The sequence below is a fragment of the Koromonas soli genome (genome assembly GCF_059726265.1).
This window is the reverse complement of sequence record NZ_AP040872.1, coordinates 1,921,105-1,936,960: the sequence shown is the minus strand read 5'-3', so window position 1 is coordinate 1,936,960 and position 15,856 is coordinate 1,921,105. Positions and strand designations below refer to the sequence as shown.

At 58.4% G+C, this 15,856-nt stretch carries 12 protein-coding genes; 9 read left to right on the top strand and 3 right to left on the bottom strand.

Translation table 11 applies throughout. From position 1 onward, the window contains the following. Window positions 1–206 precede the first annotated feature (206 nt). The 8 genes from AC6IY8_RS08465 (at window position 207) to AC6IY8_RS08430 (ending at window position 9,890) form a co-directional block, all read left to right on the top strand. The gene (locus AC6IY8_RS08465) at window positions 207–1,883 is read left to right on the top strand and encodes a lipase maturation factor family protein (protein ID WP_497778356.1); all 1,677 of its coding nucleotides are present in this window, start codon (window positions 207–209) and stop codon (window positions 1,881–1,883) included. Beyond that, window positions 1,880–3,307 carry a phytoene desaturase family protein gene (locus AC6IY8_RS08460; protein ID WP_497778355.1) on the top strand — a complete coding sequence of 476 codons (1,428 nt, stop codon included), beginning with the start codon at window positions 1,880–1,882 and terminating at the stop codon, window positions 3,305–3,307. The genes AC6IY8_RS08465 and AC6IY8_RS08460 overlap by 4 nt, the downstream gene beginning before the upstream one ends. A gap of 226 nt (window positions 3,308–3,533) precedes the next feature. Beyond that, window positions 3,534–4,427, top strand: a complete 894-nt coding sequence (locus AC6IY8_RS08455; protein ID WP_497778354.1) for an STAS domain-containing protein — start codon at window positions 3,534–3,536, stop codon at window positions 4,425–4,427. Further along, complete coding sequence (locus tag AC6IY8_RS08450; RefSeq protein WP_497778353.1) at window positions 4,427–4,828, top strand: STAS domain-containing protein; 402 nt, start codon at window positions 4,427–4,429, stop codon at window positions 4,826–4,828. Before AC6IY8_RS08455 ends, AC6IY8_RS08450 begins: the two co-directional genes overlap by 1 nt. After that, window positions 4,797–5,213 carry an anti-sigma regulatory factor gene (locus AC6IY8_RS08445; RefSeq protein ID WP_497778352.1) on the top strand — a complete coding sequence of 139 codons (417 nt, stop codon included), beginning with the start codon at window positions 4,797–4,799 and terminating at the stop codon, window positions 5,211–5,213. Before AC6IY8_RS08450 ends, AC6IY8_RS08445 begins: the two co-directional genes overlap by 32 nt. Before the next feature lie 8 nt (window positions 5,214–5,221). Beyond that, on the top strand, window positions 5,222–6,238 hold the full coding sequence (locus tag AC6IY8_RS08440; protein WP_497778351.1) for a SpoIIE family protein phosphatase: 1,017 nt from the start codon (window positions 5,222–5,224) through the stop codon (window positions 6,236–6,238). Window positions 6,239–6,240: 2 nt separating this feature from the next. Continuing rightward, window positions 6,241–8,367 carry an ATP-binding protein gene (locus AC6IY8_RS08435; RefSeq protein WP_497778350.1) on the top strand — a complete coding sequence of 709 codons (2,127 nt, stop codon included), beginning with the start codon at window positions 6,241–6,243 and terminating at the stop codon, window positions 8,365–8,367. Further along, window positions 8,364–9,890, top strand: a complete 1,527-nt coding sequence (locus AC6IY8_RS08430) for an ATP-binding response regulator (RefSeq protein ID WP_497778349.1) — start codon at window positions 8,364–8,366, stop codon at window positions 9,888–9,890. Before AC6IY8_RS08435 ends, AC6IY8_RS08430 begins: the two co-directional genes overlap by 4 nt. A gap of 221 nt (window positions 9,891–10,111) precedes the next feature. Here the strand turns inward: AC6IY8_RS08430 and pyrG are convergent, their stop codons facing one another. Beyond that, a complete protein-coding gene (pyrG, locus tag AC6IY8_RS08425) occupies window positions 10,112–11,803 on the bottom strand; it encodes a CTP synthase (protein WP_497778348.1) in 1,692 nt (563 codons plus the stop codon). Window positions 11,804–11,992: 189 nt separating this feature from the next. On the opposite strand from pyrG, the gene AC6IY8_RS08420 reads away from it, so the two are divergent. Further along, window positions 11,993–12,832 (top strand): hypothetical protein, encoded by an 840-nt coding sequence (locus AC6IY8_RS08420; RefSeq protein ID WP_497778347.1) that lies wholly within the window; start codon window positions 11,993–11,995, stop codon window positions 12,830–12,832. 313 nt (window positions 12,833–13,145) lie between these two features. On the opposite strand, the gene AC6IY8_RS08415 is transcribed toward AC6IY8_RS08420, so the two are convergent. Both AC6IY8_RS08415 and AC6IY8_RS08410 read right to left on the bottom strand, forming a co-directional pair. Next, complete coding sequence (locus tag AC6IY8_RS08415; protein ID WP_497778346.1) at window positions 13,146–14,576, bottom strand: GH1 family beta-glucosidase; 1,431 nt, start codon at window positions 14,574–14,576, stop codon at window positions 13,146–13,148. Between the two features lie 203 nt (window positions 14,577–14,779). Further along, a complete protein-coding gene (locus AC6IY8_RS08410) occupies window positions 14,780–15,832 on the bottom strand; it encodes a sensor domain-containing diguanylate cyclase (RefSeq protein WP_497778345.1) in 1,053 nt (350 codons plus the stop codon). Window positions 15,833–15,856: the final 24 nt, after the last annotated feature.

Sequence of the window (15,856 nt, the reverse complement as noted above, 5' to 3'; positions counted from 1 at the left end):
GGGCAACGATCCCATCCTTAAACTCGAAAAAGCGCGAGTTTAAGGATGGGGCACCCGGGGTGTGGTGGCCGAAGTGACCTTGGGGCGATGGATGATATTTGAGCGGCGCTGAGATCCTTCGCTTTGCTCTGGATGACACCTCAAGAACCAAGCAAGAGCAAAGGCAACGGCAAGAGCAAAGGCAACGGCAAGAGCAAAGGCGAGCGATGGGTGGCGGCGCGAAGGACGTGGAGCTGAAAAAGGCCAGTCCGGCGGCGCGTGCACGGGGTTCGTTGTTGCGCAGGGCGTTTGCTTCGCGTGAGGGTGGGGCGCGGTTTGGAGCGGCGGACAGGCTGTTGCCAAGATGGATTTTCGTGCGCGCGCTGGGGTTGATCTACTTCTCAGCTTTCTATGCACTCCTGTTTCAAATCAAGGGACTGATTGGGCCGCGCGGGATACTGCCCGCGACGGAATATCTGAAGCTGATTGGCGAATCGGCTTCGGGAGTGGTGCGCTATTGGTATGCGCCGACGCTGCTGTGGCTGGCAAGCGGAACGCACATGGTGATGGCGTTGTGCTGGGTGGGATTGATTGCCTCGGTGCTGCTGGTGGTGAATGTGTGGCCGAGGGCGATGCTGGCGGTGTGTTTCGTGTGCTTCCTGTCGTTTGTGGCGGCGGCGGGGGACTTCTCGGGGTATCAGTCGGATGGGATGTTGCTGGAGGCGGGATTCATCTGCCTCTTTTTTGCGCCAGCCGGAGTGAGGCCGGGGCTGGGGGAGGCGACGCCGCCATCGCGCTTCAGTTTGTTTCTGCTGCAGTGGGAATGGTTTCGGATTTACTTCCAGTCGGGGATTGTGAAGCTGGCGAGCGGTGATCCGCAGTGGCACAACTTCACTGCGATGGATGAGTACTACCAGAATTGTCCGCTGCCGAGTTGGGTGGGATGGTATGTGCAACATCTGCCGCACTGGTTCCACGCAGGCACGGTGGTGGCGACGCTGGTGATGGAACTAGGGCTGGTATGGATTATCCTGCTGCCGCGAAGGTTCCGCATCGCACTGTTTGTGGTTGTGACACTGTGGGAGGCGGGAGTAATCCTGACGGCGAATTATGCGTTCCTGAACTACATCGTGCTGGCGCTGGGGATACTGCTGGTGGACGACCGCTTTGTGTTGCGGTGGAGTCCGGCATGGCTTCGCAAGTGGATGACATTGAAACACGCAGCTCTGCCAAAAGAGGGCAGAGGCGGGGCACCAGCCGCTTCGATCGAGAAGCTTAGAACCCATTTTAGGGCGCTGAAGCTGGCGATGTCGGTGGTGCTGCTGGGCTGGGTATTCTATGCCACGTCGGCGAAGATGGTCGCGATGCTGGCGCACAGGGCGTTGCTGCCGATGACACCAGTGATAGCGCTTGAGCCGTTTCGAGTGGCGAATCAGTATGGGCTGTTTGCGGTGATGACGCGGGGACGGTACGAGGTTGAGTTTCAAGGTTCGGCAGATGGAGTGAACTGGGTCGCGTATCCGTTTCGATACAAGCCGCAGGCGTTGGATGCGAGGCCGGGGATCTATGCGCCGTATCAGCCGCGGTTCGATTGGAACCTGTGGTTCGCATCGCTCGAGACCTGGAGGGATTCGGCGATTGTGCCGAACACGGAATTGTTGTTGCTGGCGAACGATCCGGATGTGCTGGAGCTGTTTGCGGGGAATCCGTTTGCGAAGCAGCCTCCACGGCAGGTGCGGGCGGTGCTGTGGCAGTACTGGATGACCTCGATCAAGGAGAAGCGCGAGACGGGGAACTGGTGGCGAAGAGAACTGGTCGGGCCGTTTGCGCCGACGCTCGCGAGGTTGCCGGATGGGAAAGTGGCAGTGGTGAGTATGCCTCCCGTGGAGGAGCCAAAGCGATGAGTGCAGAACGCAGGGCGGTGGTGGTGGGTGCGGGGCCGAATGGGCTGGCGGCAGCCATCGTGATGGCGCAGGCGGGGATGCGGGTGGAGGTGTTCGAGGCCGAAGAGCAGCCGGGCGGAGGTGCGCGGACGATGGAGTCAACGCTGCCGGGATTCAAGCATGACTTCGGCTCGGCGGTGCATCCGATGGCGGCCGGATCGCCGTATTTTTCGTCGCTGCCGCTGGAGCGGTATGGGCTGGAGTGGGTTCACCCGTCGGCACCGCTGGCGCATCCGCTGGACGATGGCACGGCGGTGGTGTTGGAGCGCGATCTGGATGAGGCGGTGCGCACGCTGGGAGAGGATGGCGAGGCGTGGCGCACGCTGGTCGAGGCTCTGGCGAGAAACTGGATGAGTGTTGCGACGGATCTGCTGCGCCCGATGCTGCACGTACCGCGACATCCGCTGATGGCGGCAGCGTTTGGGGTGAAGGGAATCTTGCCGGCGTCCACGGTTGCAAAGAGCGCATTTCGCAATGCACGAACGCGTGCGATGTTTGCGGGACTGGCAGGGCATTCGTTCCTGGCGATGGATGAGCCGATGAGCGCAGCGTTTGGAGTGATCTTGGGAGCGACGGCGCATGCGGTAGGATGGCCGGTGGCGCGGGGCGGATCGCAGGCGATCACACAGGCGCTGATTGCGCATCTGAAAAGCCTCGGGGGAACGGTGACGACGGGGCATCGGGTGGAGCGGTTGGAGGATCTGGGCGAGTTCAATGTGGCGCTGTGCGATGTGACTCCTAAGGCATTGCTCGGGTTGGCGGGAGAACGCTTTACTCCGGCGTTCCGGAACCTGCTGGGCAGGTATCGGCATGGGGCAGGCGTGTTCAAGGTGGATTACGCGCTGTCGGAGCCTGTTCCGTGGACGGCGAAGGAATGCCTAAGGGCGGCGACGCTGCACCTGGGCGGAACGCTGGAGGAAATTGCCGCATCGGAAGACGCAGTGCGAAAGGGACGGCACGCGGAACGGCCCTATGTATTGCTGTCGCAGCCGACGTTGTTCGATGGCTCGCGCGCACCGGAAGGGAAGCATGTGGTGTGGGCATATTGCCACGTGCCGAATGGCTCGTCTGAAGATATGCTACCGAGACTGGAGGCGCAGATTGAACGTTACGCGCCGGGCTTCAAGGAATGCGTGTTGGCGCGAAAGGTGTGGCGCACGCACGATCTGGAGGCGATGGATTCGAACCTGGTGGGCGGCGACATCAATGGCGGCGAGGTGAGTGTGGGGCAGTTCGTGTTTCGTCCGACGTGGAGACAATATGCGACTCCAGACCGCAGGGTGTATCTATGCTCGTCTTCGACGCCTCCGGGGGGCGGAGTGCATGGGATGTGCGGATTCAATGCGGCGACGCTTGCTCTAAAGCGAAGCGTCTGGGACTTGTGAATCCCTGTTTGTGAGTCAACCTTTGCTAAGGAATCAGGCATCTCACTAAGCGGAGCAGCTGCGCGTTGCGTGCATGCTGAACTCCGGAGCCAAGAGCCACACAAGAGATTTCGTCATTATCAATCCCAAGAAATAGTCTCGGTAAGCGGCAGGGAACTGCCGCCGTGGTGCATCAAGGGCTAAGAGCTCTGGGGTGCGGTCCGCAAAGATTTGTCCGGAGGAATTCATGGAAGGTTTGCTAAGTCTGATCCAGCAGAATCGTGAGTCCATCATGCGTGAGTGGATTCAGGACTTGAAGAAACGCATCAGCCAAAGCGGTCTGGTGGACGAGCAGGAACTGAATTCGCAAGCAGCAGAAGTGCTCGCGACCATTGTCGCCGTAGGCGCGGCCGGAAAGCTGGAGAACGTTGAGGCGCCAGACTGGCAGCCTCTGAAACAGTTGCTGGCGAGCCTTTCCGGGTCGCGGGCGGCGCAGGGGTTCACGCCTTCAGATACAGCAAAGTTCGTGGTGTCACTGAAAGGGCCGATCTACAGTCTCATCCGGCAACATTGGGGGAAGAACCCCGACGAGATGTTCAAACAAATCTCGCTGGTCAACGATTTCGTTGACGAACTCGCGCTGCACACCACGGACAGCTACATACATAGCCGGGACCAGATTATTCAGCGGCAGCAGGAGGAGATGCTGGAGTTGTCCACGCCGGTGGTGAGTTTGTGGGATGGCATTATCGCGCTGCCGCTGATTGGAACGTTGGACAGCGCGCGCACGCAGGTGGTGATGGAGTCGATGCTGGAGGCGATCGTGCGCACGAACTCGCGCTTTGCAATTATTGACATCACGGGCGTGCCGACGGTGGATACGCTGGTGGCACAGCATCTGCTGAAGACGATCACGGCGGCACGGTTGATGGGAGCCGAGTGCATTCTGAGCGGAATCAGGCCGCAGATTGCGCAGACGATCGTTCACCTGGGAATCAATCTCGAAGACGTGGTTACGAAGGCGAAGCTGTCGGATGCACTGTGGCTGGCACTGGAGCGCAGCGGACGGAAAGTGATCCGCTCCCATCAGGCGAGGGCAAATGGCTCGAACGCGAGCACCTCTGAACAGCGAGGTGCTTAATGGAAAGAATTCCTATTCTACGAATGGGAGATTTTCTGCTGGTCACGATCCAGGTGGATATGCACGACAAGCTGGCACTGACTTTGCAGGACGACCTGACAAATCGAATTTCGGAAGTTGGAGCAAAGGGAGTCCTGATCGACATCTCATCGTTGGAGATCGTGGACTCTTTCATTGGACGTACGCTGGCCAATATCGCTTCGATGGCGAGGGTGCTGGACGCTGAGACCGTTGTGGTGGGAATGCAGCCGGCGGTGGCAATCACACTGGTTGAGTTGGGAATGTCGCTGCCAGGAATCAGGACAGCGCTGAATGTGGAGTCCGGCATGGACTACCTGCGCGAGAAACTTGCGATGCGCGAGGGAGACGATGAGTACGATGGGGACAGTGCAGAAGTCTGAGAAGATCCCCATTCAGAGCCAATCCGATGTGGTGAGCGTGCGGCAGCGCGTTCGGGCGTGGGTCACAGAGATGAAATTCAGTCTGGTGGAACAGACAAAGATTGTGACCGCCGCCAGCGAACTAGCCCGAAACACATTGGAGCATGGCGGTGGCGGACATCTCGAAATGGCGCAAGTGATGAATGGAATACGGACGGGCATCCGGCTGCGATTTGTGGATACCGGGCCTGGAATCGCAGACATTCAATTGGCGCTGAAAGATGGATACACGACCGGCTCTGGAATGGGGCTGGGATTGGGCGGCAGCAAGCGCCTGATGAACGAATTTGAGATCGAGTCGAAACCGGGGAGCGGTACAACGATTACCACGGTTCGCTGGAAATGAGCGTAGGGATGCTTACCACGGAGCATCGCCAGATTCCGATTAGCGCGACGGATACAAGCCAGGCAGGAAACGCGCGACGGACGGCGATGGTAATGGCTTCATCGATGCATTTCGATGAAGTGCGGCAGGGGCAGCTTGGAATTATCGTGACGGAGGCGGCGAGGAATATCGCCACTCATGCACAGGAAGGGCACATCGTACTGTGTCCCTGGAAATTTGGCGATACGGCCGGAATCGACGTGTTTGCCCTGGATCGAGGTCAGGGCATCAAAGATGTTGGACGTAGTCTGGAAGACGGTTTCTCAACGGCAGGAACTCCGGGAAATGGCATGGGAGCGATGTCGAGATTAGCCGAAACATTTCAGATTTACTCGCTGCCTGGGCATGGCACTGCAGTGTGGGCGCGGGTGCTGCGCACGGCGGATGGAAATCAGGATGCTTCGCAGTCGGGGCGCGAGGTGAGCGCGATCTCGGTGGCACTGCAGGGCGAGCCGGTTTGCGGCGATGCGTGGAGCGTGGCATGGACGCCGGGACGCAGTGTTTACATCATGGCGGATGGATTGGGCCATGGGCCTACGGCGGCAGAGGCGGCGAACGAAGCAATAAGGATGTTTCACAAAGTAGCCCATCGCACGCCAGAACAAATGATGAGCGAGATTCACCAGGCGCTCACGAAGACACGGGGCGCGGCGGTGTCGATTGCAGAGATTCTGCATGAGAAGCGCGTGGTGAACTACGTGGGCGCTGGAAACATCGCCGGGGCAGTCTATGCGGGCGGGAAGACACGGAGCATGGTGTCGATGAATGGCACGGTGGGGCACTCGATGGGAACGCTGCACCAGTTCTCGTATCCATGGGACGAGGGCTCTACGCTGATCATGCACTCCGACGGCTTGGGGACGCGTTGGAATTTCGAACAGTATCCAGGGCTGGCTGCAAGACATCCGGCATTGATTGCAGGTGTGTTGTTCAGGGATTTTTGCAGGAAGCGGGATGACGCTACTATTTTAGTTTCGCGAATATGAGCATGAACGATCCTAAAACCTTTGCGATTTCGACGCTCAGGCTGCGGCATGAACGGCATGTGGTACATGCACGCCAAAGAGCACGGGATATAGCAGCACTTCTGGGGTTTGAGCATCAGGAGCAGATACGGCTGGCAACGGCTGTATCGGAGCTGGCGCGCAACGCATTCCGCTACGCGAAGGACGGCGTCGTGGAGTTCATGATCGTCGATTCGGTGCCGCAGATGTTCGTGATGGCGGTGAGCGATTCGGGGCCGGGAATTGCCGATCTGGACGGCGTACTGGATGGACGTTACGTTTCAAAGACCGGTCTGGGAAAAGGAATCACCGGCACGAAACGGCTGATGGATCTGTTCAGGATTACCTCTTCAGCCCAGGGTACACGGGTGGAGGCCGGTAAAGCGCTGCCGGGCACGACGACGCCACTAAACGAAGAGGGTGTGCGGCGGATCGTGGCCGAACTAGCGAAATCGAGCGCTTCGGACCCGTTTGACGAGGTGGAGAGGCAGAACCAGGAACTGCTCAAGACCCTCGCAGAGCTGCGCGAAAAGCAGGAGCAGCTTGCGGAATTGAATCGCGAACTTGAGGACACGAATCGCGGGGTGGTAGCGCTGTATGCGGAGCTGGATCAGCATGCGGACGATTTGCGGCGCGTCTCGGATCTGAAGACAAGCTTCTTGTCGAATCTTTCGCATGAGTTTCGCACGCCTTTGAACTCGATCACATCGCTATGCAAGATGCTGATGGGCCGCACGGACGGCGAACTGTCGAGCGAGCAGGAGAAGCAGGTTCGGTTCATTCAGCGATCGGCAGAAGAACTCTCGGAGCTGGTGAATGACCTGCTGGATTTGGCAAAGGTCGAAGCGGGAAAGATCGACATCAAGCCACGGCATTTCGAGGTAAGTGACGTCTTCGCCGTGCTGAGAGGAATGCTGAAGCCTCTGCTGGCGAGCAACAGCCTGGAATTGGTGTTTGATGCGGCCACAGATTTGGTGCCGTTATACACGGATGAAGGCAAGCTCTCACAGATCCTGCGGAACCTGATTTCGAATGCGCTGAAGTTCACGAGGCAGGGACAGGTGCGGGTGAGCGCCGAGATGGAAGGCCCGGACAGAGTCGTCTTTCGCGTGCAGGACACAGGGATTGGAATTGCGCCGGAAGATCAGGAGCGGGTGTTCGAAGAATTTGTGCAGATTGAAAGCGAGATGCAGGGCCGAGTGAAAGGCACCGGTCTGGGATTGCCGCTGTCGCGAAAGCTGGCGGAATTGCTGGGAGGATCGATCCGGTTGGAGAGCGAAGTGGGAGTCGGCTCGACGTTCATCGTCACGCTGCCGATCTCGGTGGGAAAAGCGGAACGACGGCGTGCAACGGTTCCGGCGATGCAGAAGCCGGGACGTACGGTGCTGTTCATCGAAGACAACGAGGAGACAAACTTCGTACACCAGGCGTCGCTGCGAAACAGCCAGTACAAGCTTATGTTCGCGGCAAATATCCCCGAAGCTCGTGCGGCGATGAAGGCGGCTACTCCGGCAGCGGTGGCGCTGGACCGGTATCTGGATGGGAAGGACAGCCTGTTCTACATCAAGGAAATGAAGGCGCACGGCTACTCGGGACCCACGATTGTGACAAGCGTTGTGGATGATCCGAAAGCGGCGTTTGAGGCTGGGGCTGACGCATTCCTTGCCAAGCCTGTGTCTCCGCTGGCGCTGGCAAACACGCTTCGGGAAGTGATCGATGGCCGAAGTTCACGGTCTGCGTTGCTGGTGGATGATGACGAAGTAACGCGCTATGTACTGGGCGAGATACTGGGAAAGCTGGGTTTTCGTATTTTAGAGGCACATAACGGGCGAGAAGCCATCCGGTTGGCAGATATTCACATCCCATCGATAGTGTTCCTCGATATTGTCATGCCGGACCTGAACGGTTTCGAGGTGCTGCGGGAGATCAGGAGCAATGCAGCGACCAGGAAGATTCCTGTGGTCATACATACTTCGAGAGAGCTCTCAGCGCAGGACGCCGCTCACGTGAAGGAAATGGAAGCATTGTTTTATCCAAAGAAACCTTTTGGAGGAGAGGACGGCGCAGAAGAGATAAGGAATCTTCTGGCGGCTGTTGGGATGGATTCGTGAGTATCGAGCGAAAAGGTGGCAATACGGATTTCGTTTTAGTGGTGGATGACCGCGACGAGAACCGATATACGACGGTTCACGCCTTAACGCGGGCAGGGTTCTCGGTGATGGAGGCGGCAACAGGACGAGAAGCCCTGGAGATGTCAAAGACGCTGCCAACGGTGATCGTCCTCGACGTGAAGCTGCCAGACATTCTGGGCTACGAGGTTTGCCGCCGCATCAAGACGAATCCACATACGAGCCATATTCCAATCCTGCAGTTATCGGCCGCGTTCCATAACACCGAGAGCAAGCTGTATGCCCTGGGCAGCGGCGCGGATGCGTACCTGACTCAGCCGGCCGAGCCTGTAGTGCTGGTGGCGACAGTGAAATCGCTGATGCGTCTGCATCAGGCAGAGTCGCAGGCGAGGATCTCGGCTAGGCAGTGGCAGGCGACCTTCGATTCGCTGAATGAAGGTGTGGCGATTACCGACGAGACAGGACGCATTGTGCGCTGCAATCGCTCGATGAGCGTACTGTTGGGACGCCCCTACAACGAGATCGAACGCCAGACGGTGCCGGAACTGATCCGGAACAGCTTTGGCGAAAACGTTGAGGTCGAAACCCTCAACGTAGCGCAGGAAATGCAGCTGGGAACGCGATTTTTCCGGCTGAGGGTGGACCCGATCATCATTCAGGAAGTGCCGAACGGCAGCATCTTCATCCTGGAGGAGACGACTGAGCGGAAGCGCGCGGAGCAGGCGCTGGTGATCAACGAAGGATTGGCGGCGACGGGCCGGACGGCGCATACGATCGCGCACGAGATCAACAATCCACTGGAGGCGATCACCAATCTGCTGTATCTGCTGCGCGGGGCACTGGACGATCCGAAGGTCGCAAAGCAGTATCTGGCGACGGCGGAGCAGGAGCTCGAGCGCGTATCGCGAATCTCAAGGCAGATACTGGCGTTCAACCGCGAATCAACAACTCCGGTGGAGATGTGCGTGTCAGACCTGATAGACGATGTGCTGGCGCTGCATAACCGGATGATCGTGGATAAGGAATTGCAAGTTCGCAAGGAATGGAACTCGAACGCGATGGTGAGGGTCTTCCCGGCGCAGATGCGGCAGGTATTTTCGAACCTGGTGCGCAATGCGATTGAGGCTTCCAATGTGGGCGGGGAGATACGAGTGCGCGTGTCGGAGATGACGCGCTGGAAGACTCCGGGCGAAAGCGATGTGAGAATCTCGATCGCAGATCATGGGGTTGGAATTCCGAAGCAGAACATCAAGAAGATTTTCGAAGCGTTCTTTACGACCAAGGCTCTTAAGGGGTCGGGTGTGGGATTGTGGCTGAGCGCAACGATCGTGCACCAACATCATGGACGGCTCCGAGTGAAGAGCTGCGCGCAGACGACGAACTCAGGGACGTGCATGACAGTCGTGCTTCCGGCGAGTTCGACAGCGACGATGAGTGAAAATGTTTCGGGGGAATGCGATTTGGCTCAGAACTGCGTTTGGGAAGGCGAGGGCGCTGGGCGGTAGTGACCTTGGAGGGCGGAGGAGGATGGTAGGGGGCCTTCGCTGCGCTCAGGATGACACCGAAAGGCAAGAGCAAAAGCAACTGCAAGAGCAAAACAACTACCCCACCTTGAACTCGCAAAGGTTGCGAGTTGAAGGTGGGGTAGTTGATCTTCCGCTTCTAATTACTTTCTACTTCTTTATACTTATTTCTAACTGTCTAGTTAATTATTACTCGATGACAGCTATTGCAGTTTTGTGGTGGCCTGAGCCTTGGGGCGATGATACAGGTTTTCGTCCTCAGGCTGCGACTGGACCAGTCGTTTGGCACGGTGCTGGTAGCTGGCATTGATGAAGCTCAAGAACAGCGGATGCGGCTCGAGCGGCTTCGACTTGAACTCGGGATGGAACTGGCATCCGAGGAAGTAGGGGTGGTCGGGAAGCTCCACGATCTCTACGTAGGTTCCGTCGGGTGAGTTGCCGGTGATGCGAAGGCCGGCGCCGGTCAGGAGTTGTTCGTACTCGCGGTTGAACTCGTAACGATGACGGTGGCGCTCGCTGATGTCAGCTTTGCCGTAAGCCTTCAGCGCCTGTGAATCCGGCTCGATCTTGCAATCCCAGGCTCCGAGGCGCATGGTGCCGCCGAGTTCTTCCACGCCACGCAGTTCGCGCAACTTGTAGATGACGCGGTGCGGGGTGGCGGGATCGAACTCGCTGGAGTTGGCCTCCTCAAGGTGGCAGACGTTGCGAGCAAACTCGATGCAGGCAGTCTGCATGCCGAGGCAGATTCCGAAGTAGGGCACCTTGTGCTCGCGGGCGAAGCGAATGCCGTTGAGCATGCCGGAGATGCCGCGCTTGCCGAAGCCTCCGGGAACGAGGATGCCGTCGAACCCGGTGAGCTGGGATTCGTAGCTACGGTCTTCCTTGTCCTTTGTCTCAAGCCCTTCGGCTTCAATCCATTGCACGTTGAGCTTGAGATTGTACTTGAGGGCCGCGTGGACCAGCGCTTCCTTGAGTGACTTGTAAGAATCCTCGTACTCGACGTACTTGCCGACAATGCCGATGAGGACTTCGTCCTTGGGATTGTAGGCGCGGTGGACGAGAGACTCCCACTCGCTCATGTCAGACTCTTTGGCGTCGATGTGCAGGTACTTGAGAACCAGCTTATCGACACCTTCCTGTGCGAAGGCCAGCGGACATTCATAGATGCTGGCGACGTCGCGGGCAGTGATGACGGCGCGCTCCTCGACGTTGCAGAACAGGGCGATCTTGCTCTTCATGTCCTGCGGGAGGAAACGGTCGGTGCGGCAGAGAAGAATGTCGGGCTGGATTCCGATGGAAAGCAGTTCCTTGACCGAGTGCTGCGTGGGCTTGGTCTTGAGCTCTCCGGCAGCGGCGATGAAGGGCACGAGGGTGACGTGGACGAACAGCGTGTTCTCGCGGCCCTGCTCCTGACGCATCTGGCGGATGGCTTCGAGGAACGGTAGCGACTCGATATCGCCGACGGTGCCGCCGATTTCGCAGATGACGACATCCACATCGTGCGAGACCTTCTTCATGGCAGCCTTGATCTCGTTGGTGACGTGCGGGATGACCTGCACGGTCTTACCGAGATAGTCGCCACGGCGTTCCTTCGCGATGATCTGCTCATAAATGCGGCCGGTGGTTAGATTGTTGTCCCGCGTCAGACGCGAATGGGTGAAGCGCTCGTAATGTCCGAGGTCGAGATCGGTCTCGGCTCCATCGTCGGTGACGAACACTTCGCCGTGCTGAAAGGGAGACATGGTCCCTGGATCAACGTTGAGATAAGGATCGAATTTTTGCAGACTGACCCGCAGGCCGCGACTTTCCAGAAGGCAGCCGATGCTCGCAGCGGCCAAGCCCTTGCCCAGAGAAGACACGACCCCGCCCGTCACAAAGATGTACTTTGCCGACATATCGTCCTCGTAACCAGGGGGTATTGGAATTGGTGATTTTTGGAGGGGTGCACAATCAATTTTGTACGAAATTGAAGCTTGGAGCAAGTCGAGCGGTACAGATTCCGGCAAAATTCTGAGATGAAGATCGGCCGGCAAGGGCAACGGATGTGGCGGACGGTGGTATCTTGTGAGCCTAAGAGGTGGAGTATGTCGCGGGAACTCAAGGAGTTGGCAGTGGCAATGTTGCTGTGCCTGGTGATCGCACCAGCCGCATGGGCGCAGGCGGCAAAAAGGCTGATTCTGACCGACGGCAGTTACCAGGTAGCGACGGAGTGGAAGAAACAGGGCGACCGGGTGAAGTATTTCAGCGCGGAGCGAGGCGAGTGGGAGGAGATGCCCACGTCCCTGGTCGATTGGAAAGCGACGGACGAGTGGAACGCGCAGAAGGCAAAGATCTCACAGGAAGAGTTGAAGCAGGTAACGGAAGAAGAGGTCGCAAAGCGCAAGGAAGAGCAGTTGAACACTCCGCTGGTGGCTCCGGAGATGCGGCTGCCGGCAGAGGGAGGAGTGTTTCTGCTGGAAGATGTCGCGGGAAAGCCGGTGCTGAGCAAGGTGGAGACGAACAAGATTCAGGTGAACGACAATGTAGGCAAGAATATGCTGCGCAGGTCGATCATTCCGGTGGCGAGCCAGGTGCAGACGATCGAGCTGAAAGGGCCAATGGCGAAGGTGCGGGTGCACACGAAGGAGCCGGCGATTTTCGTCGATATCGAAAACGATCAGGGTGTGATTCCGGCGGATCACTTCAGGATTGTGAGGCTGGAGAGGAAGAAGGATCTGCGAGTGGTCGCGAAGAACACGATGTCGATGAGCGGAGAACAGAACTCGAAGGAAACTTTCTTGAAATCGCGGGCGGAGAAGTTCAGCGGAGATTGGTGGAAGATCATTCCGCTGGAGGATCTAACTCCGGGAGAGTATGCGATCGTGATTTCGGCTATGGGGGACGACGGGAACGGAGCGGTTTGGGATTTTGGGGTGGAGAGGTAAAGAACAAACCCGAGGTCCTTCGCTGCGCTCAGGATGACACAAAGATCAAAAACAAGAGGAAGAACAACTGCAAGATCGAAGCAAGAACAACGACAAGAACGAAGGCAAGATCAAGAACAGGAGCAAAAGAAGGACCGTTGGAGAGCGCTTCGCGCTTCTTTATTAGGTCCCACATAAGCTTGCCAAAAGAGGCAAGCTTATATGGGGCACCCGCGGTGCTTGGGGCTTCGCCGGGTGGAAGAGTGTTCTCACCCGCGGTGCTTGGGGTCGCTACGATGCAGGCATTTTGCTCGGCTCGCGTGGTCTCTGCGATTTAGCCTCTCTGTGAGGCGATGAGGCGGGAGTACCACCGGGCGCTGGCTTTGGGGATGCGAGCCTGCGTTTTGTAGTCGACATAGACAAGTCCGAAGCGGGGGATGTAGCCTTCCGCCCACTCGAAGTTATCCAGAAAACTCCAGGCATGGTAGCCACGGACATCGGCACCGTCGGCGATGGCGCGCGCGAGTTCGCCCAGGTAGGAGCTATAGAAATCGATGCGCGGCTGGTCGAGAACCTGGCCCGCGGCGTTGGGTTGGGTGTTGTAGGCGGCTCCGTTTTCGGTGATGTAGATGGGCAGATGGTAGTCGCGCCAGATGCGGGTAACGATTTCGTTGAGGCCGCGAGGGAAGACTTCCCATTTGAGATCGGTCTCGGAGCCTTCGGTGCCGTGGAGCCAGCGCATGGCTACAAAGGGGATGGGGAACTTGTCGTCGTGAGCGATGACGGCGCGGGAATAGTTGTTGATCCCGATGAAGTCGAATGGGGCGCGGATTTGATCCATGTCGCCGGCCCGGATGTCGAGCAGTTTTTCGGGCGTGGTGCCGACGGCGGCAGGGTAGCGTCCGTGGAGCGCGGGTTCGAGATACCAGATGTTCTCCCAGGCATGGAAACGCTCGGCGGCGAGGCGGTCGGCTTCGGAATTTGAAGCAGGGTAGGGCTGGGACATGCTGAAGGCGCTGCCGATGCGGAGATTGGGGGAGACGGATCTCATGGCGCGGAAGGCTTTGGCTTGCGCGAGGTTGACGATGTGTCCGGCGCACATGGTAATGGCCGGATCCTTGATGCCGGGCGCGTGGTTGCCGTGAAGGTGTCCGAGATTTACGAACATGCTGGGCTCGTTGAAGATGAGCCATTCCTTGCAGCGGTCGGAGTAGGCACGGGTGACGATCTGCGCGTAGTCGGCGAAGCGGTCGGCGGTTTCTCGTGAGGCCCAGCCGCCACGATCCTGGAGAGCCTGCGGCAGGTCCCAATGATAAAGCGTGGGGAAGGGACGGATTCCGTTGGCGAGGAGTTCGTCGATGATGCGGGAATAGAAATCAATGCCGTGCTGGTTGGGGACTCCGGTGCCGGTGGGCTGGAAGCGCGGCCAGGCGAAGGAGAAGCGGTAGCTCTGGATGCCGAGCGACTTCATGAGTGCGATGTCGGATTTCCAAAGATGGTAGTGGTCGCAGGCGATGTCGCCCGTCTCGCCGGTCTTGACGTGTCCGGGAGTGTGGCAGAAACGATCCCATATGCTCTCACCGCGTCCGCCTTCGTGGATGCCGCCCTCGATCTGATAGGCAGAGGTGGCGATGCCCCATAGGAAGTTCTTGGGGAACTTCAGCGAGGGCGAGGCTTTGTCGAGGAAAGTCGGGAACTCGGAGCCATGGGCGTGGAGCGAAGCGGCGGTGAAGAGAGTAGAGAGAAGAAAAGTTCGTCGTTCCATTGTGAGGTGATGGTAAGCGGAGGCGGAGAGGATGGCAATGCTTGGCTTCGGGTGGTCGATGTTGGTGACCTGGGGCAGCGGTGGAGATTGGAGCCGCAGCTGGGATCCTTCGCTGCGCTCAGGATGACACCTCAAATTCAAGAGCAACAGCAAGGGCAACAGCAAAAGAAGAAACTACGAGAGCGCTGCGCGCTCGCTCTTGGTTAGACGATGGTGCCGAGGCCGCAGGCGGCGATGGCGTCACGGGTGGTGTTCTTGATGGTGTACATCATTTCGTCGGCTTCGCGGATGAGGTCGTGGGCGTTGCGGGCATCATCGGGGAAGCTGGCAACTCCCATGCTGGCGCGGATGTTGAGTTTGAGATCGCCGAACTGGAAGTTGGTGTTGCGAAGGATATCGCGCAGGCGGCGGGCGACGACCAAGGCGGAACTCTTGCCGGTTTGGGGAAGCAGGACCACGAATTCGTCCCCACCGTAGCGGAAAGCGTAGTCGATCAGGCGCAAGTGGCTCTTGATGGTGTTGCCGATGTCCTGGAGCAGGCGGCTGCCGATGAGGTGTCCGTGGTTGTCGTTGACCAGTTTGAAGCGATCGAGATCGAGAAAGAGGACGCTGAACTCGTAGCCGAAACGGTTGGAGCGATAGACCTCGGACTCGATGGTGTTGTAGAGGTGGCGCGCGTTGTAGAGTCCGGTGCAGTCGTCGGTGATGGTCAGTTCCTGGATCTTTTCGACCGAGCGCGCGTTGTCAATGGCAATGGCGGCGTAGTCGGCAAGGGCCTGAAGCAGCATGAACTGGTCATTGCCGAAGCTGGTCATGTCAACGTTGATGAGCTGAATGACTCCGAGAATTCGGCTCTTGGAGGCAAGCGGGACGCAGAGGATGGACTTGGTCTTCCACTTGGTCATCTCATCGACACGCGAGGCGAAGCGCGCATCCTTCGCGACGTCGGGAACGACGACGGGTTCACCGTGCTTGGCGACCCATCCGGCGATACCCTCGCCGATGCGCAGACGGACGGACTTGAGCGAGGCGCTGGCGTCGCCGACGGCGATGGCGAAGTAGAGCTCCTGGTGCTCATCGTCGGTCATGAGCAGGCTCCAGGTGTCGGGCTGAAAGTAGGCCGCGACCTTTTCCATGATGGTCTGGAGAACGGAGTCGAGGTTCAGGGACGATGTGAGCGCCTTGGCTACGTCGTGCAGGATGGCGAGTTCAGACTTGGATCGTTTATGTTCCGCCGATGGTTGCGGTCGCGTCATCTCTTTTGCCCTGAAGGATTGCCA

Coding starts and splice junctions, on each gene's coding strand:
- AC6IY8_RS08415 (WP_497778346.1), bottom strand. CDS start 14,576: ATGGAACGACGAACTTTTCTTCTCTCTACTCTCTTCACCGCCGCTTCG.
- AC6IY8_RS08445 (WP_497778352.1), top strand. CDS start 4,797: ATGAGTACGATGGGGACAGTGCAGAAGTCTGAGAAGATCCCCATTCAG.
- pyrG (WP_497778348.1), bottom strand. CDS start 11,803: ATGTCGGCAAAGTACATCTTTGTGACGGGCGGGGTCGTGTCTTCTCTG.
- AC6IY8_RS08450 (WP_497778353.1), top strand. CDS start 4,427: ATGGAAAGAATTCCTATTCTACGAATGGGAGATTTTCTGCTGGTCACG.
- AC6IY8_RS08455 (WP_497778354.1), top strand. CDS start 3,534: ATGGAAGGTTTGCTAAGTCTGATCCAGCAGAATCGTGAGTCCATCATG.
- AC6IY8_RS08440 (WP_497778351.1), top strand. CDS start 5,222: ATGCTTACCACGGAGCATCGCCAGATTCCGATTAGCGCGACGGATACA.
- AC6IY8_RS08465 (WP_497778356.1), top strand. CDS start 207: ATGGGTGGCGGCGCGAAGGACGTGGAGCTGAAAAAGGCCAGTCCGGCG.
- AC6IY8_RS08410 (WP_497778345.1), bottom strand. CDS start 15,832: ATGACGCGACCGCAACCATCGGCGGAACATAAACGATCCAAGTCTGAA.
- AC6IY8_RS08420 (WP_497778347.1), top strand. CDS start 11,993: ATGTCGCGGGAACTCAAGGAGTTGGCAGTGGCAATGTTGCTGTGCCTG.
- AC6IY8_RS08435 (WP_497778350.1), top strand. CDS start 6,241: ATGAACGATCCTAAAACCTTTGCGATTTCGACGCTCAGGCTGCGGCAT.
- AC6IY8_RS08460 (WP_497778355.1), top strand. CDS start 1,880: ATGAGTGCAGAACGCAGGGCGGTGGTGGTGGGTGCGGGGCCGAATGGG.